This is a genomic window from Pseudoalteromonas luteoviolacea DSM 6061, assembly GCF_001625655.1.
Taxonomy (GTDB): Bacteria; Pseudomonadota; Gammaproteobacteria; order Enterobacterales; family Alteromonadaceae; genus Pseudoalteromonas; species Pseudoalteromonas luteoviolacea.
This window is the reverse complement of record NZ_AUYB01000137.1, coordinates 14606-40095: the sequence shown is the minus strand read 5'-3', so window position 1 is coordinate 40095 and position 25490 is coordinate 14606. Positions and strand designations below refer to the sequence as shown.

Sequence of the window (25490 nt, the reverse complement as noted above, 5' to 3'; positions counted from 1 at the left end):
ACATCAAGTCTGACAGACATAAATATTGGCAAGTTACATTTGTAGATACAACGCTCCTTAAATAGGGGATGTAGCAACGAAAACAATCAAATAATGGTTGCCGGGCTTTTTAGCAGCTAACTTTACGAATAGTACTAACTTTATTTATTAGCCGTCATTGCTCATAAAGTCCTGGATTATCTGTTTACATTTGTTCGCGAATTCAATTCCTAAGTGCACCCTTTTCGGTATATATTATCTTACCGGCGTATTTACTATCGATTTAGTACAACGCTTGTTTTCGCTAACTACTGGCTTTGAACAGAAAGTGGAACCAAGGAAGACATTGTCTACCTTCAACTTTTCGATATCAAAACTAGGATACCTATTTACAATAAGCTGTTTATCACGCTTTATGTGATTTTGATAAATAACGCCTGCTTCAGCCATATTCATGCGTGCCTGCAGAGTAAAGTGAACATTGCCAATATAGTTTATGATACCGCTTTCACTGACAAACTCATTGCCTCTTTGTGAGAAGTTTACCGATAAATACGGCTCGCTTATTCGCCAACCAGTCAACGTATAACTCCCAGCAGGCAATGACACCGCAAAAATACCACCTCTGGCGTTTTGCATCTCTATTAAGTCAGCCTGAACATACCCAAGCTCACCTGAGTTATTATTTTTATAGAACAATTGAAAGTCGTTGTACTGCCCTTCATACGTAATTGTTCCCCAGACAATACCAGCCCCAGAGTCTGCTGGTAGTTCAAACTTAGGTGCTAAGTTTGGCGTTACGCACCCAAACAATGAAATTGTGAATACCAAAATAAGAACCTTCACCAACATCCCCATATAAAATATCCCTTACTCAATAGCTTAGGTGTCACATTACTTTGCACTTAGATAAATTTATGCGCAACATAATTATTGCTTAATACTTGGTGCTAACAAGAGTGCCTGAACCATCCATTTGAAACTCTATTGACCTAGAGGTGAGACAATTCAAACAACGACGAGGATCTATTTTTTTCAAATAAAACAAAGATTTCTTGATTATCTAATAAAGTATTTCATAGATAAGCTAGTGGCTTAGAGCACGTTTGAGTCAATAAACAATCCAGCGCTTACGCATTTATAAAAGTATTTTCTGCTTATCTAGTCAGTTTTTATTCTATTTTATGCAACTTACTTCCCACTAATCGCATACCTTATACACTTTATCGCAAACACTGGTTTTCTTAATACCCCTACGTAAAATGTGCTAACTTTTATGAGCGGGTCTCTATTCTCAGCTCTGTTTTTTCTCAAGGTTAGTACAATGAAGTTGATCAAAACGACTCTTGCCCTCGCTATCGGTCTAGTGAGTGCAAGTAGCATTGCAAGCAATGCTGACACCATCACCATCAAAGACATTCCAAAAATCCAAAAGGTAGTAAGCTCAGCAGTTAGTCCTGATGGCGAATCTGTTGCATTCACGCGCTCAGTTCCTCGTGAGCTATATGTTGATAAAAATGGTAAGAACTTCACTGAACTTTATCTTGTGGACGATGAAGGTGTCGAGCGTCCGTATATCACAGGTAAGGTAAATATCCGCAATATTTCATGGTCTGCCGACGGTAGCTTCATATATTTCTTAACAAAAAAGAAAACCGATAAATTCACTTCGCTTTATCGTATTGCCGTAAACGGCGGCGAAGCACAAAAGGTACTTTCACTTTCCGGTACGTCCATCTCTAAATATCGCCTAAGTCCTAATGGCAAACAGGTCGCTATACTTGCAATGCCAGCAAAAGAAGCTTCTGAAAAAGAGCTAAAAAAACTGGGCTTCATGGCAGAAGTTTACGAGCTTGGTCTAAAAAACAAACAGCTTCATATTTTAGATTTAACATCGAGTGAGAAAGCGCTAAAGCCAACAGCAATTAATATTGAAGACTATGTCAGTGACGTAAACTGGTCTGACGATGCGAGCAAATTACTTGTAAAGACACAGCCAACCGCATTAATTGATGACCAATATATGCAGTCTCAGTGGCATATTATGGATGCAACAACGCATAAAGTAACGACATCCTTTAAAACAGAAGGTAAGTTAGGTGAAGCCGAGTTTTCTCAAGATGGCAAATACATTGCAATTCTAGGCGCCGAGGATAAACATGATCCTGCAAAAGGTCGCCTATATATTGCTCACGCAAAAACAGGCAAAGTTGAAGAGTGGATCCCTAATTTTATGGGACATATCGGTGATTTTGAGTGGTCAAACCGAAAAAATGCCCTGAATTTCGTAGGTCATGTTGGTGCAGAAAGCTTTGTTGGCCAAATAAAAGTTGGATCTAACAAATATAAAAAGCTCATTAAAGAAGGCAAGCTGATCGCTGGCAAACTATCAGTGTCCGATTCAGATAAAACAATTGCACTGACCGCAAATACAGCCAAGCATCCAAATGAAGTGTATATGCTAAGGTCTAAGCGCCCTACTCGTCTGTCAAACTCAAATGAATGGTTAAATAGCAAGCGCTTTGCCAAACAAGAAGCGCTTAGTTTTAAAGCTCGCGATGGCGTTGAGATCGGTGGTGTACTAATTTACCCACTTGATTACCAAGCAGGTAAACGTTACCCACTCATCATGTCTGTTCATGGTGGCCCTGAGTCTCATGATAAAAATGGCTGGTTAACAAGTTACTCAGATCCTGGTCAAATGGGCGCCGCTCGCGGATATGCCATTTTTTACCCTAATTATCGTGGTTCAACGGGTAAAGGCGTCGACTACTCAAAGCTTGGCCAAGGTGATTACGCTGGTAAAGAGTTCGACGACTTAGTGGATATGAAAGAATATCTCGTGAACATGGGGCTGGTTGATACTAAAAAAGTCGGTATTACTGGCGGCTCATATGGTGGTTATGCATCTGCTTGGGGTGCAACGAAACTAACTGAGCACTTTGCTGCGAGTGTAATGTTCGTAGGCGTATCAAACCAACTGTCAAAATTTGGTACTACCGACATATCAAATGAAATGTTTTTAGTTCATGCTCGCTCATATCCATGGCAAAAATGGCAGTGGTACCTTGAACGCAGCCCGATTTACTGGGCCGGCCAATCTAAAACGCCATTGCTAATTATGCACGGTAAAGATGACCCACGTGTGCACCCGGCTCAATCAATGGAGCTATATCGTTACATGAAGGTACAAGGCAAAGACGTACGTTTAGTTTATTACCCAGGAGAAGGTCATGGTAACCGTAAAGTTGCGGCACAATATGACTACAGTATTCGCCTTATGCGCTGGATGGATAACTATCTAATTCATGGTAATAAAGAAATGCCTGACTACAAGATTGATCACGCTGCTAATTTGAAAGAGGTAAAAGCAGCTCGTAAATAACCGCTTTCCATGTCAAAAGAGTAAAGCGACGAAGTCTTAGACTATGTCGTTTTGCTCTTTTATTTTAAGAACTGCTCAAAAACAAGACGCCCAGCTTTTCAGTATTTATAAAATTCATTGACCCCGTCCATGCGCTTCAACGTTAGTGACCGTATTGAGCAACTGCAAAATACTAAAAATATGGACAGCCTCACTTTTGAGCTGTACCCATATTAAACTGATCAATACAAAAAAGTAAACACCATGTTCACAATTAAATTACAGGATCGAAAAATACTTCAATCGGCTCGCTGCGACCTTTTAAACTCACTTCAGCTGCTTTTTCTAATGAATTGAGCTCAGATTGTTCAACACTGACCTTGCTAACAAGCAACGGTGTATTGAGATCTTTGGTTTTGCTTTCAATACGCGCAGCCACATTGACTGTGTCACCAATCACCGTGTAATCCATACAACTAGAACTGCCCACATTACCAGCAATGGCATCGCCACTGTGGATACCAATGCCTATTTCAAGAGCGGGTAATCCCTCTTTTATTAATTCTTTATTCAACTCCTCCAGAACCGAGAGCATTTCTTTTGCGGCCTCTATCGCGTTTTTAGCGCTATTACCTTCGTCTTGTGGAGTTCCAAAAATAGCCATGATGGCATCACCAATAAACTTATCTATCATGCCATCGTATTTAAAAATAATCGTACTCATTGCTGAAAAGTAGCGGTTTAATAAAGCTGTAATCACCTCTGGCTCGTGCTCTTCACACATACTGGTAAAGCGCCTGATATCTGCCATCAACACAGTAACGTTTCTGCGCTCACCTCCTGGTTCTATATCTACCTTTCCTGTTTCGACAGCACTTACTAACTTTTTAGGTAAATAGCGAAGTAAACGCTCTCTGTGCCGTAAGCGCGTATATGTATTGGTGATATAACTAGAGATAGACCAAGCCAGTAAACCTGAGAAAAGAATAATGATTTGTTCATGTAATTCTATTGCTCTTGCGGTATCGCTATGTTCCAGAATTAAGGTTCCAGTTGCTAAGCAGCATAAAGTAGAGTAATAGATAATTAGCTTTCCTTGACGAAAAGCACTCATCACATTAAAAAGAATTAATGCACTCATAAGCATCAATTCAAACTCAGTATTGTGCATGTCATGCAAGAAATGCCCAACTTCCGAGAGAAACTCCATTTCTAACGTAATCAGTAGAATAATGAGATAATCAAATAGGATCGACACATACTTTAGCCAAGGTTTATAGACTTTGCCCCTCGCCCACATGGCAACCACAATGCACCACACAGCAGTCATTGCCATAGTGCCTAGATCAACGACGATGAGAGTCCAATCAATACCACTATTTAATAGACCAATTAATAACTCAATTAGAAACAATGACATCAATCCATAAAAACGGATCCGATTGATATGCAGCTCCATTTCCATTTCACGTTGCTGATAACAGTCAGTCAGCAAAGCATCAAAAGTTTCGTCTATATCCTTTAACCATTTCATTTTTATGAGATCACCGCATTAGTTTTACATCTACAAACTGAAACCCTGTCGACATCAAATAACGCCAGCCCAGTATCGACACATATAGTGTAGCCAAGCATTTTTAAGTTAACATAACAATCTCAAACGTTTAGCAAGGAAAAGTTAAAGCGCTGCAGTATGCCTCGAACACCGAGCTCTTCATACTACAGCTTTGTAGTTGTTACTGTTGAGCTTTTGCGTGATATTGGACACCAAATCGATATAGGTGCGATTCTAATCCATTTAACATCTCGGAAATTTCATCTTTACCACTGGTAAAGTCCTCACCATTTGCCAAAATAATTATCCCTGTTTTGGTGTGATGGTTATATGACATTTTAGCGTGCGTGCCAGGGTCACCACCATTATGTCCAAAGAATGAACCATCCCAGTACCAGAATACGCCCTGTTTATAAGGAATATTAAACACATCACTTTGTGCTGCGAGCATTTGCTCTACGTTGTTTTCGCTTAAAATGCGAACTCCATCATATATGCCTTTGTTTGCAATCGCTATGAGCAGCTTACTCAGGTCATGGCTACTTACATTTAGGTCACCGTCGTAAAATGTAGCGTAACTGTATTCTGGCATTGCATGCTTTTCACCATTTTGATCAATACTGTACTGCACTGCTTTTGGGTTGTTTTCATCAAGTTTCGTATGGTGCCAGTTAGTGTTGTGCATGTTTAGTGGTGCAAAAATGTGCTGCTGCATATCTTCAGCTAGGTTTAGCCCCGTCTTTTTCTCGACGGCATGTACAGCTAGCGCAGACCCGATATTCGAATACCCAAGTACTTTATTTGGAAAACCCAGTTCATCATCGTAGTAGACACCACTTCCCACATATCGGCCACCAGTTCTAAAGTAGTCATTGGCTAAAAACGTCTCTAGATCTTGAGTCACGGGCGTTTCGGCGTCACAAAGAGGAATACCGAACATACTCAGCAGGGGCAAACCAGTTTCATGGACATAGTAAGTACAAAGAATCATGTCGCTGTCTTTAATACCAGATGTATGTGTTACTAAGTTCCGTAAGCTTATTTGCTCTCCTTCATTTGCAGGGTTATTTGGGTCAAAAGTTAAGTTCATCATTGCTACATTTTCGTCAAGGCTCACTGCGCCTTTCTCAATTTGCTGCATGATAGAAACCGCTGACACCGCTTTGCTTATTGAGCCGACGTTGTAGGGGGTGTGTATCGTAGACTTTTGCGCATTTTCAATATCCGCAAAGCCTACTGCTTGCTCATAAACGATCTGATCTCCCGATATAACTGCTACCGACAAACTAGGTAACCCTGTATCTACCAATGCTTGTTGCAAGTGAGCATCAAGCATTGCCGCATCAAAATGGTGCCTTGTCACTTCACCTTGGGATTGAATGACAAATTCTATGGGTGTATCAGTATTAAGTTTATGGTCAACACTGGCATAAGCTGGCATTAATACATCAGGTGTCACACCTGCTTTTTCTAGAATTTTGCCAGCATTATTTTTATACACCTCATGGCTCAAACTCAACTCCCATCCACCTGGCAGCTCATGAGTTAATGAATCGGAAACACTGCCATTAGTTGCCTCACCAATTAAAGTACTATGTGGTAACACCTTTAATGCTTGAGCCAGTACTTCAGCTCCACTACCAGTATTCTCACCTATTAATACGTAAATGGGTTTTGTATAGGTATGTGATTCACTCGGCGTAACTTTCAGCTCAAGCAGTTGCCCTTGGTGCATTTTATTTGAAATTTGCTTAGTCCCAAATACATAGGCCTGTTCGGTAAAGTAGCCAGCTATTTTTCGAGAAATATCGTCAAATCCCCCGCCATTATACCTAAGATCAATAATGATGCTTTCTGTGTCCTCTAAGTCTTCCAGCACCTTTTGCATCACTTTGTCTGTATTTTCTAAATCTCGCTCAATTTTAGATATCAAATCATCGTCAGAGTCGTCTTGTACCATGTGATAGACTCGGTCAATCCTTATGTACCCAAGATTGTTGGAGATGTTTCCATAAAATAAAGCATCGCTGTTTTCATAGGTATGTAGTTGACCATCTTCCATTAAATGCTTTAATACCTGGACCTCTTGTTGGTGTAAGTGCGCAATCGCCTCATCAACATTCTCCCCATCAAGTAAAAGTGCTTCTTTTAATAGAGAATCAATTTTGTTGCCGTCTGCGCTGTTGTCAAACTCATCACTTAAGCTCAAATGTCCGTCGCCAAACTCAGTAAAGATTTCGTCCATTACCTCTATAAATTCATCTTTTGACATTGACGCTGTCACTTTAGGTTTGTTCTCACTATACACTTGCTGCCAGTCAATTCCTCGGATGGCAAAGAATGCATAATACTCATTGAGCGTGTGCCACACATAGTCAAATATTTGTGGGTAATTCATTTGTTTAGTCAATTGGCTTGCTTGGCAATGTTCGGGCAAAGTATCTAGCTTGCTTAACATCAAGTCAGATGATGCGGGGCTGTCGAAAGTCAGTGAATCTTTTTTATCAGACATAGACATATACTTTATGGCTTCAGACAAATCGTCTTTGCTCTGCTGCTCAGCCTTGATACAAGTTTTGCTATTGAAGTTATATGTTGTCAGGCCATCTTTAGTAATCGACCAAATTTGGCCTTGCCCTGACAAATTCCAATCGCCCGCAAAGTCAGCGAGCACAGCTGGGCGATCTTTATTATCCGGCTTTATCACCTTTACATCATCATCGTCACAGCCAGTCAAAAACATCGCTGAAGCTAAAATACTTAACGTAAATCTTTTCACTTTTCTATCCTTAATGTTTTCAGAAACTGTGTCTATATTAGGAAACCGTGTGGCTCAATATTGTTTTTAAGTGAGAGCTTGATGTGAGATTTAGTAATTGGGTGTTGGCTTTTACGCACGCTTTAATAAACTTTTGAACAGGCATTTAAATTGCTCAAAAACAATACAGCCCGAGCTCGTGTGAATTTATCGCAAATACGCTTTCTTAACTCTTTGACTACTGTACTGTAAATTAAAAGTACATCATCAAAGGAATACCATGAACTTCATTAAACACTTAGTGATCACAACGCTAGTAATCAGTACATCAACCATGGCGAACATCCAATTAAAAGCAAAAGATGGCTTTAATATCGTTGGGACCTACTTTTCAACAGATCCATCAAGCCAAGCTGCGGTGCTCATGCTCCATCAGTGCAATTACAACCAAACAATGTACAAAAACATTGGCAAACAATTGTCAAACAACGGTGTTCACGCGCTCAGTATCGACTTTAGGGGCTTTGGCAAAAGTAAAAACCAGACTTTTGATGTGAGCAAATTCGCGAACTTAGGCACAGAGAAACGACGAGAAGCGTGGCGTGCTATGTCAGCACACTGGCCTTCAGATGTTCAAATTGCCTACAACTATTTGAAGGATAAAGTCGGAAAAACTGGCAAGATTGCGGTCATTGGCGCGAGTTGTGGTGGTGGTCAAGCGATTGAACTGAGTAAAAACAATTCGCTTGCGGCAATCGGGTTTTTCTCCTCCGCACAATCGGATGAAAGAATCAATCAATATGTAGAGACGCTGTCAGATAAACCAACCTTAATCATTGCTGCTGACGAAGATGGACGCACTTACACCAGTGCACAACGTTTATTTGTCGAAGCAAATCACCGCAATAGTCAATTCTTAGCATACAAAGGTGAGGAACACGGCTACCCTCTATTAGACAAAGATGTTAACTTGAAAAACACAATTGTGAATTGGTTATCTGCACAAGTTAAATAAAGCCATGCTTGAGCAAATATGTGCTCAAGCTTACTTTGGCTTTATAATGGCGATAAAACAACAATCAGCAATGAGAGTCCTTCTATAGTGGCGCAATTAGTAATTATCCTTGGTAATAAAAACGATAAATTTGGCAATCTATCTCCTATTTCAAAGTCTCGCTGTCAACTTGGTTTTAACCTATTCAAAAATACTCCCTCCAGTAAAATACTGTGTACAGGAGGGTTTGGTAAGAACTTTAACCAATCACCAAATTCACATGGCAGCATAGCCCGAGAATACTTGATGAATATGGGGGCACCGAGTACAGCATTCTTAAATGAAGCATTAAGCCGCTTCACCATTGAAGACGCCACACTAACAGCCCCTATCATAAAAGCCTGTGGCGCAAAATCGGTGGACATCGTAAGCTCTGATTTTCATATCGAGCGAGTTAAACTTATTTTCGAATATATACAACCAAGCCTACAAAAACAGTTTCACGTGGTCAGCACGCGTTTGCCCGAGAATGAACTGGCAAGACTTAATGCACATGAGGCAGTCGCAATCAAGCGAGATGCGCACTCACTACACCAACACTTCAGTCCAATCATTCAGAGTGATAAAGATATTCCATAACACCACCATGAATAAAAATAATATTTTTCAATACGTTAAGATTCAATCACAATATTTTTTCGAAAAAATTAGTACCGCGTTGTTATAAAATTCAATTTCCCTCGTTTTAACTACTGAACAACAAAACTCATCAACGAGGAACGAAAGAATGAGAACTCTACTAGCTCTTTGCTTAGGATTATCGGCCGTGTCTGCTGGTGCGCAGGCTGCACCACAACAATGGCAGGGCTTTTTTAAAGGCCAATGTGAATTAGTAGCTCCGGGACATGGTTCTTTGTATAAATTTCCAATGTCACTTGAAGTGGGAGCACCAGTAGAAAACAAAGCAGACTGGATTATTACATATGGAGAAGGGGCTACTGCTCAGCCTCGTAATTATACTTTAGTCACGCTAGATGAGAAAAAAGGTCATTTTGCTGTAGACGAAAACAACGGCATCGTTATTGACCAGTACCTTTTTGAAAACAAGTTCGTGAGCCTTTTTGAAATTGGCTCGAGCAAGCTAAATGCCAGCTACGAATTACACAGTGATGGCTCTTTAGATGTAGAAATCATTACTTATACATTCGACACAATTCGTGAAGCACAGGTAGGTCCATACCTAGTTGCTAATTACGGTGGTAAAAGAATTCAAAAGTGCACCTTGTATAAATGGTAATTTGTAAAGCTTGATAAAAGTATTTGCATTGTCACCGCCTACTCGGGATGCAATGTAAAAAAACCAAGAACATGCCCGTCACTTGGTTTTGCTGTGTGAGCTGCTTGGTAAGAACAATCAATAATAATAATAATGTTTTCTTACCAAGCAGTATCCACACTTATCAAGTGTAAAACCTTCAGTTTCTCATTAGTAAAGCTTTTCAACTTCAGACAGTAGCCCTTTAATTAATGGCTCGTTTAGCCTATTTTTCGAGACAACGAAATACAACGGTAATTCAAAATCCAATAATTGAGTCCGATTAACTCCTTCGGGCAAATTCTCGACTTCACTCTCATCCACAAAGCTTACTCCATGGTTTCTGGCGACTAAGTCCAGACGCGTCAATTCATCAAAGCTAGAGATATGACTTATTTTCGCCATTGGCAGCCTTTCATGTAAGGCAATATCAAATGGGCAATTATTTCCCACACTGATCCAAGGCTTTTGCATTAAGAGCGATAATTCATCGCTTTGCTCATCACTCCACGCTTTAGGTAAAACCGTTGTTATTTTTCGATTGGCAATGAAAACAGACTCAAACTCTTCACCACTCAACCCAAATACATAGCCACCATCCAGCAGACCTGTATCAATATGATTTAAGATTTCTGAAGAACTGCTTGGACTTAACTCTAGGGACACCAATGAATTTGCACTATGCATTTGTTTTAGTAATTCATCACACCTCAATACTCGTGCAGATAAATTTATGCCAATAGTAAGCTTACCTGTTTGCGGCAAGTCTAAATGTGTAGCACATGCTAAAAATTCGTTTGCGCTGTTGAGTGTGGCTTCTGTTTTTTCTTGCAGGGCAACACCTTGAGCTGTCAACCTCATACCTTTACTTGAGCGCTCAAATAAAATCACATCTAGCTCTTGCTCCAATGCTTTGATATGCGCGCTCACAGCTGGAGGCGTTGTGTAAAGTTGCTTTGCCGCTTTGGTTAAATTTTGGGTCTTTGCTACCGTGACAAATGATTTTAAATGATAAAATTCCACATTTGTCCCCTTAAAATAAAATTAAAGACCCAGCTTATCTTTTAGCCAGCGTAAAATTGGACGTCTATATCTGAAGTCAGCCATGATTTTTGAGTTTGAATACAAGCACTGCCCTTTAGACTCAGACACCAATCGCTCTGTTTCTTCAAAAATATACTTACGAGGCTTTTTGTGCCAGTAGTGGTAAACGCGTTTATGCCCTACTTCGCTCACATCTTGGTGGCGACATAAAATAATACCCAATGCAAACTGCTCAGCGGTATGTATTGTTGTGTGGGCATCGATTAATGGCATTAACCACAAGGCGCTATCTAGGTGTTTACAATGCGTATCACATATACCTATCAAGCCAGAGTTATACATGGGCATATCAGCCTCAATCAGCCAATCACCAAACTCTGGATGAGAAAACGCTTTGCCGATAACACCCGCATGTTGTTTAGCAAAACGTTTTCCAGTTAAATCACCTTCTTTTTCATGAAGTAATGTGTGCTTTTCAGATACTAGGTCGAATAGATCCATAATCGGCGCTTTAACCAACGTATCTGTATCTAGAAAAATGATTTTGTGAGCATGTTGCTCCAATAAGTATTTAAGCCCTGCCAGCTTTAGCTTAAAGTGGTACCCGTCTTCACCCATCCATTCTCGCTTCATATCATCCGTTAGCGGGATCACTTTAAGTTGAGGATGATCATCAAATAGTTCATGGCACTCAGCCAATACACAAATTTGTGCTTCAGGATTATGATGCACAAGGCTTGCAATACTTAACTGCGCTTCTAAATAATGTCTTTCTTGTTTGCCATAAATTATATAGACAAAACTCTGCGCAAATTTTTCTAAGCTATTCTGTTCCAAAGCAATAAATCTTCCATATGTATAACTGCCAAAAATATACCATAAAACAGAGGAATAATCAGATTAAAACAAATTTGGAAATTATATTCGTATATAAATCAGAAATTAAGAATGAGATATTGCAACAAATCATAGCTTAAATACAAATGATTAAGCTTACTCATCTTTTACACCTAACTATCTATTCTATCTAAAGATATGGTATCAAACCGAACTCGTACACAAATAAGATACATACACACAAGTTAAACGCAATTCACGTACCTTTCTGATACCTTTGAAGTCGCATTGATAATAAATAATTCCATAACAAAAACCACAGAAGGAAACGCAAATGCAGAAGGCAAATAACACCACACCAAATAGCGTGTTAAATGATGACACTATGACCATCTATGAACTAATAAAACAGCATGCTCAATTTTCACCTGACAAAATCGCCATAATAGACGGCACTGAACAAATAACCTATTCACAACTGATGTCAGCGGCTTGGACAGTTGCATCTGAAATCAAAGTACAACAAATTCAAAGCGGTGCATTAATAGCGGTATGTATGACAAGAAAGTGGCAGTTAATTGCAACGATGATTGGGATACACAAAGCTGGCTGCGCTTATATTCCGCTCGACCCAAACTACCCTAAGCATCGCGTAGAATACATGCTATCTCATTCTAAAGCAGATGCAGCTTTCATTGATGATAGTAAAACTAAGGCACTGTGTGAAAAAGTCGGCAAATGCATAAATATTCATTCACTTAATCTTGAGGCGAAAAGCTTAGAGCCCCTCGATAAGCCTGTTGGTAGCGATTTGGCCTATGTTATTTATACCTCTGGTTCAACAGGCAAACCAAAAGGCGTTGCAATTGAACATCATAATTTGGTGGCTTTGTCTCAAGCAATGGGCAAGCTTTTTAGTCCCACAGAGTTACAAGGAGTTTTAGCAGCAGCATCAGTGTGTTTTGACACATCCGTTATGGAAACCTTGGGCACTCTATCTTTAGGTGGTACATTGCTCCTCGCAGAGAATGCGCTAGCGCTACCAACCCTTCCATATGTGGATAAAGTTAAAGCCTGCGTAATGGTTCCTTCATCCATGCAAGCTCTACTAAACACTGATCTGCTCCCTAAAAGTATCGAATGTGTAGTATTTGGCGGTGAAGCACTAAAACCCGCGCTAGTTGATAAAATACACCGCCTTCAACCAAGGCCCCGAGTAGTTAATGCATATGGTCCAACAGAGGACACCGTATTCTCAACACTCAAAGACATTGAAGTAGGCGCAAAGACCATTCCAATTGGGTTACCTGTTGAAGGTTCATGTGCTTATATATTGGATAGCACGTTTCAGCCAGTGGATAGTGGCTCAGCAGGAGAGCTATGCTTGGGTGGGGGGAAGTTGGCAAGTGGATATTTACATGACCAAGAGCAAACAGATGCTCGGTTTGTAGAAATACAAATCAATAAAGAGACTCCAAAGCAGCGACTATATAGGACAGGAGATTTATGCCGCAGGAATGATGAAGGAGACATCGAGTTTTTAGGACGCATTGATCAACAAGTCAAGATCCGTGGGTTTCGTATTGAACTTGGCGAAATAGAATCAGCTCTAGAATCATTGTCATTTATCAGCGCTGCAGCAGTTAGTGCTTTAGAAAGTGACAATGGACAAAAATCACTAGTTGCATATGTTGTAGAGCAACCCGATGCCCCAAGCCATGACACGCTAAAATCTCTACTTTTGGAACAACTACCAAATTACATGGTGCCCCAGCTAGTGATGTCTTTAGAATCACTCCCCCTTTTGCCCAATGAAAAGTTAGACAGGAGCAAACTACCTAGCCTGACCCAAGTGAGGCTTGCAAATCAAGCCAACACGCACAGTGAAAAAGCAGATTTAAGCAAAGGTAAGCGCACACCACTTGAGGTTATTCGCCAAGAAGTAGCGGCTTTGCTTGGTATAGCAGACCCTACGCTCATTAATCCGAACACCAATTTTGATAGTTTAGGCATTGATTCATTGAATTTGTTAGAACTTTCAAGCCGAATAAGTCGAGCACTCAACGTAGCAATTTCACCCACTAACATAGCAAGCTACCCAACACCTGCTTTACTGAGTAAACACTTAGTCAATGACAAATCACAAGAAGCAGGGCAAACAGGAGAAAATAAGCATTACCTTGAAACTTTAAGCCATTTTCAAACTTTACTGCAATCAAGTCACCCAACTTTTGGCTCAGCGAGTGTGCAAGCTTGGAATATCAATGACAAAAGCCTATTGGTAGAAGCCATCTTAAAAATGGTCAATCGCTTACGTCGTAATCCCTACGGTAAAATTTTAAAGACTGGCAGCTCTGCACGGGGGCTCATCGGAGATAGCTATAACGATGAGCGCCAACAGTCTATTATTTGGTCCACTAATTTATACTTTGGGTTTAATCGAGATCCACACGTCATTGCACAGGCCAGTAAGGCTTTGCAAAACTATGGCACTGGCATGGGGATTTCAGCGGCTGCGACAGGTATGACTGATCAGCATGTGGCATTTGAAAAAGAGTTTGCAAAACTGGTTGGTAAACCAAGCGCGTGTCTGTTTCCTACTGGGTATACGGCTAACTTGGGGGCTATCTCTGGTATACTTGGGCCAAACGATATTGTGGTTATAGACCAGCTTTGTCACGCTTCCATCGTGGATGGTGCACGCCTAAGTGGCGCAACCATACGCACCTTCAAACACAATGATAAAAATGATTTGGCAACTGTTTTAGCCGCTGAGCAGTCTCCATATCGCACTACCTTAGTTGTTTTAGAAAGTGTCTATAGTATGGGTGAAGGTACAGCCCCAGTTGCTGACATTGTAAAAACCGCAAAACAATATGGCGCCCTTGTTCTTGTTGATGAAGCCCACTCTTTTGGTTTTTATGGTGAACGTGGTGCCGGTGTCTGTGTTGAGCAGGGAGTTAACGAACAGGTCGATTTTATTATGACAACCTTAAGCAAAGCGCTGGGAAGTATAGGCGGAGTTATTGCAGCCAGCGAGCAACATGTAAACCTGCTTAAGTCTGCGTCCAGAGCCTATATTTTTCAGGCATCCATAAGCCCTGCGGATATAGCCGCGGCACTCGCATCACTGCGTATTTTACAAAGTGATGACGCAATGAGAGCGCAACTTTGGGATCGGACTCGCTATATGCGCCGAAGGTTTAAAGAAGCAGGATTCGACCTAGGCACTGGTGACGGGCCAATTGTTACACCACATTTTGGCGACAAAGATAAGCTCTACGCGATTGTTCAGAGCCTATATCAGCGTGGTGTACAAACTTTAGCCGTTACTTATCCAATTGTTGAAAAAGGTCGCGGAAGATTACGCTTTATCTGCTCTGCATCGCATACCTACGAAGATATTGATCACACAGTAAATGCACTCATTGAGGCGGAAAAGGAAGTGAACGCGCATTTCGCTGAACACCCGCATTACAGCAATACAGAGTTTTCGGAGCTCAATACCATCATACCTGCATTGGATGATTGGCTAGAAGAGTTTGCGTGCGACCTCAGGGTATACTCACGCAGTAACACGGACTCGCAACCGGAGCTTGCTATTTCGTTAAAGCTCGCCTCTGATGAGTTGCCACTTACTTTGAAAGTAGAAAATAAACACATAGCTATTGTGAATGATGTAATAGACAACCTTCCGTGTTGCGAGTTACTTCTAACAAACCGAGAAGCTCAACAAGCACTTATTGAGTACGATGTACAATCATTGCTTGAAGCGATCTGTCATAGTGGTTGTATTTTAAAAGGCCAAAGTGAAGCGTTTGTGTGGTTTGTTGCGAGACTCATAGAGCGCAATCAGCAAAGCTTAGAAGCAAGCGAAAGTAAAGTTCTAGCTGCCGATTGTTTGTGTTAGGTTTTAATTTTTACATTTAGCCAAGTTTAAACGCTTGGCTTCTCACCATTTAACTGACCTCTATGATTTAGTCGGTTGACTATTAAAAAGCACACTGACTCTCATAAATTTGCTTGAATGTTTGCGTTAGGCCCTTTGTTTATCTGATGATGATTTTAGCAAGTAGATGACACCCTTTGCATCATATGAAAACTGTAAAATTTCACTGTAATTATATTCACCAAGCACATTAAAAATCCTAGTTAGTTATGTAAAAAGCCACCAAGGAGCCAGAATTGAGCAAATAATTTAGGCCTGTTCTTCTGTACTCTGTATATAATATCGCCGCTAAAATACATACGTTTAAGGAAATCTAAAAAATGAAATATATATTAGGAATCTCTGTTTTAGCGATTGCAACGATGCACAATGCTCATGCAATCACAAAACCTACAGAGTCATTCGCTTTTCAGCCCAGCACACTCACTGTCGGGCAGCCAAGCACATTAAGGTGGTATGTTAGAAATGCCACGAGTTGTAAGAATCAATGGGGTACGGAAATTGGGCCAAGTGGTTCATACACATCCACGCCACCAGTTGGTAATACTGAATATAGATTTACATGCACGGGACCTGAGGGAAGCACTGTGTTTAAAGCCAATCGAGTTGTAAAGCCAAAACCATTGCCGAAGGCCAATTTTGCTTATCACCCCCGCACGGCTGAAGTTGGCACATCCATTACTTTGAGATGGTCGACAGAACATGCAACGTCATGTAAAAACCCGTGGGGCACTGAAATTGGTACTTCTGGCACATATGCTTTTACAAGTGACAAGCCCGGTACGGTAAATTACAGCTTTAATTGCTCTGGTCCGGGTGGAAGTACCAAAACCACAGCTTCCTATACATTAACACCCGCTGCCAAGCCAACAATAGCCCATTTAAAGTACACTCCAAAAACAGCCTATTTGGGCCAACGCCAAACTATGAGTTTTACATATGGCAATGCAACAAAATGCTATGCCTACAATAGTAAAGGTGATGAGATTGTCTATTTTGAAGGTGCACAGAAAAATGGCAACTATAGTTGGAGGTCAGAACCTCGCGCTAATCTTGTGAACAATTACACACTCAAAGTTTTCTGCGAAGGCAAAGGAGGTGTCACACACAGCACCACCCACTACAGTGTTTCAGAGAACCCAACCGTCACAACTCTAAGAGAAGCTTTTGTTGCTAGAACGCCCCAAAACTGGGTTAACAATATTCACTGTGAGACTCCGGTCATTATTGATGGTAGGACGCAGAACATTTGTGATGTCAAACATATGTATAATGCATGGTTAGGTATAGATGGGTTACTCGATCTTTACCTTGCATCTGGTGATACTTCATTAGCTGAACTTGCACTTCAAATCAGTGAAAAATATAAAAGTATAGGGCAAGACAAAAACGGAGATGGCTATCTAGATTGGTTTAGTACTCCTCTATTCGAATATAACGGAAAAATGTACGATCATGATCACTATGAATGGCGAGCAGGAGCAGGAGTTGCACGAACTGTAGCTGTAGTTTTGGACGACTCGAAACTCTCTTCTTTACACTCTAGAGCGAAAAGCCTTCAAGCCTTTGCTGAACAGCATATTTGGAGAAAGTGGTACGCCAAATACCGTCAATTTAGCAATCTAAAAGTAACACACTTTATCGGCCGAGTCGGCACAATTGCGCTGTTCCTTAACAAACACAGCACAGATCAAACGCTCAAAAGTCAGTACCAAAACTTCATTGTAAACCGTGGGCAAGTGTTAAAAGACTCTCTCGAACATATAACAACCAACGGTGCTAATGCTTACAATATTCGTTGTTATGCGCCAGCTGGAGGCGTTGCTCAAGATTGTGCCTCGGCAAGTTTGCCTGTTGAAGGTACCATTGATGTAAGTCATGCCGGAGATACGGTCTCATTTATTGTAGAAACCTATTTAGCGGGAGGCTTTGGCGTCTTTGAACATCAGGATATGCTAAAACTATCAAATACGGTGAAAAAACTCATTATCTCTGATCTAGAGCAGCGCTTTAGATCCAACGTTTGCTCGATTGATGCATGCAGCAAAAACAGAGGCTCAGACCCCTACTATCGTAATATTGGTGCTTATCAAAGCCAGTGGGCAAAGTTGGCGCAGTTCGATAAAACCTTGCTAGACATTTATTTATACTGGCTTTCTACACAGAACGTAAATGTAACTCCAAGAGAAACCCCCGAAACTTTGATTGACCAATCGCAATCACTACCTGGCGGTTATGGAACTCCAAATATCTTCGGTAATATCGCTTTGGCGGTATCTCGAACTCAGGAGTAATTGAATCTCTGCGATTAGCAAGCGATTCGAATTAATATACAATAAAGCGCAAGACCTAATCAGGACTTGCGCTTCATAATTTTGGCATCATGCAGAGCCTATTTATTGATCTCCTCCGGGGTCATAAAAATAGTATCTACAGCTCTAAGTCACTAAAATTTATCACTTTAACTCATGCCAAAAATGGATAGGTAAAAAGACAAAAGTGCATTAGATTAAACGCAAAGTGCAAGTAGATTGGCACCAATATGTTGTTAGTTTTTTGGTAACCATATGCGCAGCCAACGCCCAATAACGAAGCAATAATGGTGTATGCTATGCCACCGGGTAAATGCACAATACCAAATAAGATGCCAGAGCAGCCAACAGTTAACCACTGGCCCATATGGTACTTCCTCAAACCTCGATGCAACTGTGTTTGTATAAAGCCACGGAAAAATGCCTCTTCAGCATAACAAGTAATAAATAGATTAGTTATTACCCACCCCATTAAAATTGGGCTCAATTTGGGGTCCCACTGAACCAAACCAGAAAAAACACCTCCGGCTAGTCCGAACAAGACCACAAAGGTCGATACCGCGAAAACCTTCGTCGCCTCTTTGCATTGTGAGAAATCACTGCGTGGAACTATCAACGCCATCAGTGCTATGGCGACCATCAGCTTATCGAAGTTTAGATGCTTTGAAAAAGGTACTGCGTTTTCACTCACTAAATAAGACTCAATAACCAAAGGGTTATTAAATCCAGGAAATACATGGACAAAAAATAGTACTGAAAAAACAAAAATACCCAGCCCCAGTATCCATTGGATGGCCATGTATCTAAAATAATTAAAGCCATAACACATCGCAAACAAATTAATGATCCCAAGTGCACCAAATACATCAACAATTGCGAAGCAGTAAGCAAATACGAGTGACATCAACGCCAAAACAAGTGCCGAACGATTTAATGAAAATGTGAGGGCACAAATAGCCAATAACGCAGGAAGAAAAGAAATGGCAATGCTGATGTTCAACGTCAAGCCAAACAGTTCAAAAGGTGAATTCATTTACGGTGCGACTCAAATCGTAATTTGTACACGCTAATGTGACAAAATATTATACTTTACAACATTGTACGTTAAAACCATCAACGAATAGTATAAATTTCTAGGCGATTATTATTGCAGCCGACTTATATTCATAACATCATCGAATTACGACTTTAATTCAACCAGTTAAGATTTAACCTCCTTCGATGCAGAAGAGTTAGGTAAGAACTTTATATAAAACGATGTATTTTGCTTCTGCAACTCACCTAACTCACTATTTATTTTTGATTTTTACACACGCCACTCAGGAAATGGATCCGGCAACTGTGCCCAATAACTTTGTCCCCGCTTAATTTCATCTGGTTTGAGCAGGCACTTATCTAACCTATCAATAATGCCCTCTTTATCTAGACCTTGACCAATGAAAACGAGCTCTTGGCGCATATCACCAAAGGGTTCTTCCCACATATCATAAATCGCTTCGAGGTATTCAGGGTCCTTTGGCCAGCGCTCTTTAGGCACTGCCTTCCAAAATAATCCGGCCATACCATATCTCGCCATACCACCTGCTTGGCTCCAGCTACCAGCGATATGCGGGCGTGTTGCTAACCAAAAAAAGCCCTTTGAGCGAACGAGCTTACCACCAATATTTTTACAGTGAAGAAAATCATAAAACTTTTGTGGATGAAACGGGAGCCTTGCTTTGTATACAAAAGCGCCAATTCCATACTCTTCTGTTTCTGGAACATGTTCACCTCGTAACTCCTTAAGCCAACCAGGGGCTTGCTGAGCTCTTTCAAAATCAAACAAACCTGTTGCGAGTACCTCATGCACTGGTACCTCACCATTTTGAATGGGGATTTGCTTTGCTTCTGTATTAAGAGACTTTAAAATTCCTTGCAATCTTTTTAGCTCACTTCCACTGACCAAGTCGACTTTACTTATTAGTAAGACGTCTGCAAACTCAACTTGCTCAACCAATAAATCAGCAACACTCCGTTCATCACCCTCTCCTAAACTCTCACCCGTTTCTTGCAATAGCTTGGCTTCGTCATAGTCTTTTAGAAAGTTCAGTGCGTCCACTACGGTAACCATAGTGTCTAGCTTGGCTATGTCGGATAGGCAATTGCCATTTTCATCTGCAAATGTGAAGGTTTCTGCAACGGGTAGAGGTTCCGAGATCCCCGTGGACTCAACAACCAAATAATCATACTTACCATCTCGAGCTAGACGGTTTACTTCTTCAAGGAGATCCTCACGTAATGTGCAACAAATACAACCATTGCTCATTTCTACAAGCTTTTCTTCAGCTCGATTAAGACTCACTTCATTTTGAACAATTTCTGCGTCAATATTTATTTCGCTCATATCGTTTACGATTACAGCAACTCTCAATCCGTCTCGGTTATTTAGAATATGATTGAGTACAGTTGTTTTTCCTGCACCGAGAAACCCTGACAAAACAGTGACAGGTAACAGTGATATTGATCCAGGCATAAGTGCTCCTTAAAAACTCATTTGTTTTTAAAATTAAATTGCCCCCCTATGCAAACCCCAAAGGTGCAAGCAATTTAACGATACATTCTCTAACCTTTAAATAGGTGCTCACCCACCTCTTTAATGTTTTTCACATCAGCACAATATTCTGTTGTCGGCCTCGCGAGCAGCCTAGGAATTCCAATGGGTTCTCCCGACTCAATACAATATCCGTATTCGCCAAGCCTGATACGCTCTAAGGATTGAATGATCTTTGGCAATAGTTTCTGCTCTCTGTCAACAATACGCATAGACAAGGCCCATTGCTCCTCCCAAGATGCTCTGTCATTAAAATCAGCAAGATCTGGCTTATCTTGCATATGCTCTTTAACTTCTCGAATTCTTTCTCGCGTCGTGTCATGCAATTCAATTAATCGTGCTTTAAAAAACGCTAGCTGCGCATCATTCATATATTCTGATTCAGGCGCAGCTAATATTTGTTCCTCACTCATCAAAGGTGATGATCTATCATCGGCAGTCATTCTATAACTCAACTCGCTAAATTGCTACAATATAACATAGCACAATATAGCGCTTTACGTTCTCTAGCAAGGAACAATTCATGAATAAAAAGGCAAAGACAAGTTATGTATATAACAAAACTTCAGTTCGTCGCTTGGTAAATAGTATAGAGGGGCATACTAGTCACTTCAGCCGTAGTGTTAGCTTATTAAATGCGCTAATACTGTTGATTTAATTGCAGTTAGAGAAGCTTTTATCTGGCTAGAGTGAAGATCCAGCTCACACCAACCATCCGTCCCCATCATTTCTACTTTTGAATAAGTAATTTCGTAATCGTGCAAAGTAGGTGACAATTCACCGGTTAACCTGAATATTCCGGCTCCAGTCTGTATTCTTGTTATGTGGAATTGAGTCATTTTCTACATATGTTATCGATTGCTGATTTAGTTGAATTGTAATCGATGATGTATCTTGGTTAAAGAATCATCACGTGTATAAATCGAGTACTTATTTAGTCCTACCTAATAGAATTATCATGAGCGCTAAAAAGAAATTTCAGTGAGCGATTTATTGCTTCAACTAAAGCACTCGTAGCCTATAAATTCAGAGCCTACAAAGAGTGCTTTTCCAAACCTGCTGATAGCAGTTTAAATCAAAATCAGTCACTTTTAGCATGCTCTTTTACGCGATTAGTATGCATATAAAAACTCTTCCATTGGTCACAACCATACTGAGCCAACCATCCTCTTAAACTGATGACTTCCATTGTTTTCTCAGAGTGTTAGATAAATTGAGCACATTGATATTCATCATCACAATTAATGCATCAACTTAAAAACCAATACTTTTGAATCATTAAATTCTATTTTTACTAATGAAAAAACATTGTTAAATATTCCCAAAATGCTATAACAGGGTAAGGCTCTATTGAGGAAACCAAAATGAAGACGCTTGTCTTATTAATTACGTTCTTGGCCTTAACCGGGTGCGGTGGAGGAAGTGATTCCAATAGCAATGTTGCTCCAGAGAATAGCAGTAGCGACTCCCCCACTAGCTCAACAGGCAACAATACAGGCTCACAGCCGGGCGATAACAATGAACAGCCAGACAATACTGATGATACCAATAACGATCAGGACTCAGGAACTCAAGATGATATTGGGGTTGCGCCTATTGTTGACGTAAAAACGCCAGGCAACATTGTTCGCAAGGGTGCAACGATAGTGATAGATAGCGTGATTACAGGAGATAGCAGCGAGCTAACGTATGTATGGACACAAATTGCAGGGCCTGCTGCTACATTGGTAAATAGTAACTCCCCAAGCCTCACAGTCATTCTGCCAGAAACAAGTTCTCCTAACCAAGATGATTTGGTATTTGCATTGACGGTGACGAATAATGAAGGGCTAAGTACTTACACCGAAGCAACCATAGAATCTGTTAATGCAATGAGTGAATTGCAGGCGGCATCATTGTTACAACAAGGTACGCTAGGCCCAACGTACGCAGAAATTCAATCAGCCGCAGGTAAAAGTGAAGAAGAATGGATAAATGAGCAGTTGGAGATGCAAACTACTTACCACATGCCATTTCTAGAAAACTACCCTGATAAAGAACAGCCAAATCATATTAACCGCATCGATGCATGGTGGAAAGCCAGTATTAATGCACCCGATCAGTTAAGGCAACGAGTAGCATTTGCTTTAAGTGAGATATTTGTAGTGTCGGATGCTAATAGCGCCTTGCGAGGCGAACCAGAGGGTATGACAACTTACTATGACATGTTGCTTAAAAATGCTTTTGGAAATTTTCGTACCCTGCTTGAATCAGTGACTTTATCTCCTGTTATGGGCGTATATTTAAGCCACCTTGGCAATGAAAAAGCCGATCTAGAAAAGAATATAAGACCAGATGAAAATTACGCTAGGGAGGTCATGCAACTATTTACCATAGGCCTAGATGAGCTCAACCTAGACGGCACCAAGAAACTTGATAACGATGGCAACGCCATCCCCACTTATTCTCAAACAGAGATAGGTGGGTTTGCAAAAGTGTTTACTGGATGGACATTCGCCTATTCTGCCCGCTGGAATCGCCCTAGTAAAAATTACACTTTACCTATGCAGCCTTTCTCGGAATATCACTCTAGCCAAGAAAAACACCTTTTAAATAATGAAGTGATCCCAGCAGGAACAGGTGCAGAAGAGTCAATGCAATTGGCACTTGATAACTTGTTTATGCATCCCAATGTTGCGCCTTTTATTAGCAAACAGCTGATACAGCGTTTAGTGAAGTCAAACCCTACACCCGCTTATGTTCAACGCATCGCCCTTATATTTAATGACAATGGAACAGGTACTAGAGGCGATATGGCCGCAGTAGTCAAAGCCATATTGTTAGATGATGAAGCGCGTAAATATTCAAGTGTATTTGAGCATTCAGGAAAGATTAAAGAACCTATACTCACCAAACTGCACTTTTGGCGAACCTTGAATGCAGCTTCACAACTAAACCGTTACTATACGTGGAACCTGCAATCAACTTATGGCCAAGGTCCATTGCTATCCCCATCAGTATTCAATTTTTTCAGACCTGACCACAAGCCCAGTGAATTACTCAATTCAGGCTTAGTTGCACCTGAGCTTCAAATCGCCACCGACTCCAATATGATTTCAACAACCAATGGGCACTATAGTGACCTCATATGGCGCATGGCAGAACGGAAAAACACACTCAATCCAAACACCATCTATATGTATGGCGCAGCGCAGATTAGCATACTGGAAAGCGCTGGATTACAAGCATTACTCGACCATTACAATATTGTCTACTTTGCGGGAAGCATGTCTGATGCTACCCGTAACGCCCTAGTAGATTTAGATAGTTATTTTCTTAACCGCTCACCTGCTGATAGAGTATCCCAGTTACTTTACATGGTTTCTCTGTCGCCAGACTTTAATTATCAAAACTAGGAGCAGAACCATGACAACCTATAATGACAAATCAAGAAGAGCTTTCTTGTCACTTTGTTTAAAAGGTGGCGCATCGGTTGCTGCGCTCACCAGTTTGCAACTTCATGCATTAAGCAATACTTTAAACAGTACAAACCTGACGGATTACAAAGCGCTAGTATGCATATTTTTGCACGGTGGAAGTGACTCATTAAACATGCTCGTGCCAACGTCAGGACAATACAGGACAAATTATGAGCAAAGCAGACAAAATCTGGTTGTCACTGATGCCATAAGCCTCACAACTAAAACACAATTTGAGGGTGGCGTCGGATTACACCCCAGCATGAGTAGCCTTACACCTATATTTGATTCAGGACAATTGGCATTTGTAGGCGGGGTCGGTACTTTAATGGCCCCTACCACACTCACAGATTACAAAAGCAAGAGCGTTAGCTTGCCCGGGCACCTATTTTCTCATAACGATCAACAAGCAACTTGGATGCATGGACAAGAAAAAATATCTTTGAACACGGGTTGGGGCGCTAGAATGCTAGAGCGATTAAACCAACATAGCTCCTTCACCAGTAATATCTCTCTTGCAGGGTCAAACCCTTGGCAAACTGGCGTAAATACCTCCCCCTATGCACTTAGCCGATCGGGCGTTATGAAAATTAACCCTTTGTCAGGATATCAACCCCAAGTTGACCATGTTAAAGGGATCATTGACCGACTACTTGCAAATACTAACAATCCAATTCAGGATGCCTATGCCAATCGCTTAGGACGCTCAATTAGTAATGTTCAAAACATGAATAATTTACTTGAGCAAGCGCCCACACTCACAACTCAGTTTAGTGATAATGACCTATCCCAACAACTGGCTGCAGTTGCTAAATCATTAAGTATTCAAGCGCAAACAGGTTCACAGCGACAAATATTTTTTGTTTCTCTTGGTGGTTTTGATACTCATGATGAACAATTAACGAGACAGCCAGCGTTATTTTCAACCTTGGCCACTGCGCTCTCTGAATTTCAAAGTGCGGTTAACGAACTCGCACTACAAAACAACGTCACCACATTTACAATGTCAGACTTTGGAAGAACCCTAACTTCTAATGGCGATGGTACAGATCACGGGTGGGCTGGCAATCAATTGCTTATGGGAGGTGCTGTTAATGGGCAAGATCTGCATGGCACGATGCTTGATCAACAAGTAAACGGGCCGCTTGATGTGGGAGGTGGAAGGCTCATTCCTCAATATGCTAATGAGCAGTACTTTGCTCCGATAGCGAAGTGGTTTGGCTTGCCTGAGTCTGAAATTTACGAACTCTTCCCTAATTCAAGGAACTTTGACACGTTTGCAATGCCTTTATTTAACATGTAGGAAAAGAGTAGAGATAATGGCTGATACAGGCG

The 25490-nt window shown here is 40.9% G+C and carries 16 protein-coding genes; 8 read left to right on the top strand and 8 right to left on the bottom strand.

The genetic code is table 11. The features are described 5' to 3' along the window. Positions 1-234: 234 nt before the first annotated feature. Positions 235-825 carry a hypothetical protein gene (locus N475_RS21770; RefSeq protein ID WP_155730972.1) on the bottom strand — a complete coding sequence of 197 codons (591 nt, stop codon included), beginning with the start codon at positions 823-825 and terminating at the stop codon, positions 235-237. Between the two features lie 478 nt (positions 826-1303). On the opposite strand from N475_RS21770, the gene N475_RS21765 reads away from it, so the two are divergent. Next, on the top strand, positions 1304-3364 hold the full coding sequence (locus N475_RS21765) for an alpha/beta hydrolase family protein (protein WP_081216049.1): 2061 nt from the start codon (positions 1304-1306) through the stop codon (positions 3362-3364). A 253-nt stretch (positions 3365-3617) separates the two neighbouring features. Here the strand turns inward: N475_RS21765 and N475_RS21760 are convergent, their stop codons facing one another. Both N475_RS21760 and N475_RS21755 read right to left on the bottom strand, forming a co-directional pair. Next, the gene (locus N475_RS21760) at positions 3618-4877 is read right to left on the bottom strand and encodes an adenylate/guanylate cyclase domain-containing protein (protein WP_063358750.1); all 1260 of its coding nucleotides are present in this window, start codon (positions 4875-4877) and stop codon (positions 3618-3620) included. Between the two features lie 202 nt (positions 4878-5079). Continuing rightward, positions 5080-7677: a serine hydrolase gene (locus tag N475_RS21755; RefSeq protein WP_063365952.1), complete on the bottom strand. Its 2598-nt coding sequence runs from the start codon at positions 7675-7677 to the stop codon at positions 5080-5082. Positions 7678-7936: 259 nt separating this feature from the next. Between N475_RS21755 and N475_RS21750 the strand changes: the two genes are divergently transcribed. The 3 genes from N475_RS21750 (at position 7937) to N475_RS21740 (ending at position 9947) form a co-directional block, all read left to right on the top strand. Next, positions 7937-8671: an alpha/beta hydrolase gene (locus N475_RS21750; RefSeq protein WP_063358752.1), complete on the top strand. Its 735-nt coding sequence runs from the start codon at positions 7937-7939 to the stop codon at positions 8669-8671. 87 nt (positions 8672-8758) lie between these two features. Further along, a complete protein-coding gene (locus N475_RS21745) occupies positions 8759-9289 on the top strand; it encodes a YdcF family protein (protein WP_063358765.1) in 531 nt (176 codons plus the stop codon). A 148-nt stretch (positions 9290-9437) separates the two neighbouring features. Next, positions 9438-9947 carry a hypothetical protein gene (locus N475_RS21740; protein WP_063358753.1) on the top strand — a complete coding sequence of 170 codons (510 nt, stop codon included), beginning with the start codon at positions 9438-9440 and terminating at the stop codon, positions 9945-9947. A gap of 189 nt (positions 9948-10136) precedes the next feature. Here the strand turns inward: N475_RS21740 and N475_RS21735 are convergent, their stop codons facing one another. Beyond that, entirely contained in the window at positions 10137-10988 is an 852-nt protein-coding gene (locus tag N475_RS21735; protein WP_063365951.1) for a LysR family transcriptional regulator, read from the bottom strand. A 21-nt stretch (positions 10989-11009) separates the two neighbouring features. After that, positions 11010-11846 (bottom strand): hypothetical protein, encoded by an 837-nt coding sequence (locus N475_RS21730; protein ID WP_063358755.1) that lies wholly within the window; start codon positions 11844-11846, stop codon positions 11010-11012. Positions 11847-12180: 334 nt separating this feature from the next. Here N475_RS21730 and N475_RS21725 point away from each other — a divergent pair, with 334 nt between their 5' ends. Together N475_RS21725 and N475_RS21720 are read left to right on the top strand one after the other, a co-directional pair. Further along, a complete protein-coding gene (locus N475_RS21725; protein WP_063365950.1) occupies positions 12181-15756 on the top strand; it encodes an amino acid adenylation domain-containing protein in 3576 nt (1191 codons plus the stop codon). 359 nt (positions 15757-16115) lie between these two features. Next, complete coding sequence (locus N475_RS21720; RefSeq protein ID WP_063365949.1) at positions 16116-18089, top strand: hypothetical protein; 1974 nt, start codon at positions 16116-16118, stop codon at positions 18087-18089. A 172-nt stretch (positions 18090-18261) separates the two neighbouring features. Here N475_RS21720 and N475_RS21715 read toward each other — a convergent pair whose 3' ends face one another. From N475_RS21715 to N475_RS21705, 3 genes are all read right to left on the bottom strand, one after another. Next, on the bottom strand, positions 18262-19140 hold the full coding sequence (locus N475_RS21715) for a CPBP family intramembrane glutamic endopeptidase (protein ID WP_063358758.1): 879 nt from the start codon (positions 19138-19140) through the stop codon (positions 18262-18264). A gap of 273 nt (positions 19141-19413) precedes the next feature. Beyond that, a complete protein-coding gene (zigA, locus tag N475_RS21710; RefSeq protein WP_193343398.1) occupies positions 19414-20619 on the bottom strand; it encodes a zinc metallochaperone GTPase ZigA in 1206 nt (401 codons plus the stop codon). 89 nt (positions 20620-20708) lie between these two features. Then, entirely contained in the window at positions 20709-21140 is a 432-nt protein-coding gene (locus tag N475_RS21705) for a TraR/DksA C4-type zinc finger protein (RefSeq protein ID WP_063358759.1), read from the bottom strand. Between the two features lie 921 nt (positions 21141-22061). Between N475_RS21705 and N475_RS21700 the strand changes: the two genes are divergently transcribed. Together N475_RS21700 and N475_RS21695 are read left to right on the top strand one after the other, a co-directional pair. Continuing rightward, the gene (locus tag N475_RS21700) at positions 22062-24092 is read left to right on the top strand and encodes a DUF1800 domain-containing protein (RefSeq protein WP_063358760.1); all 2031 of its coding nucleotides are present in this window, start codon (positions 22062-22064) and stop codon (positions 24090-24092) included. A gap of 10 nt (positions 24093-24102) precedes the next feature. Continuing rightward, complete coding sequence (locus tag N475_RS21695) at positions 24103-25458, top strand: DUF1501 domain-containing protein (protein WP_063358761.1); 1356 nt, start codon at positions 24103-24105, stop codon at positions 25456-25458. Positions 25459-25490: the final 32 nt, after the last annotated feature.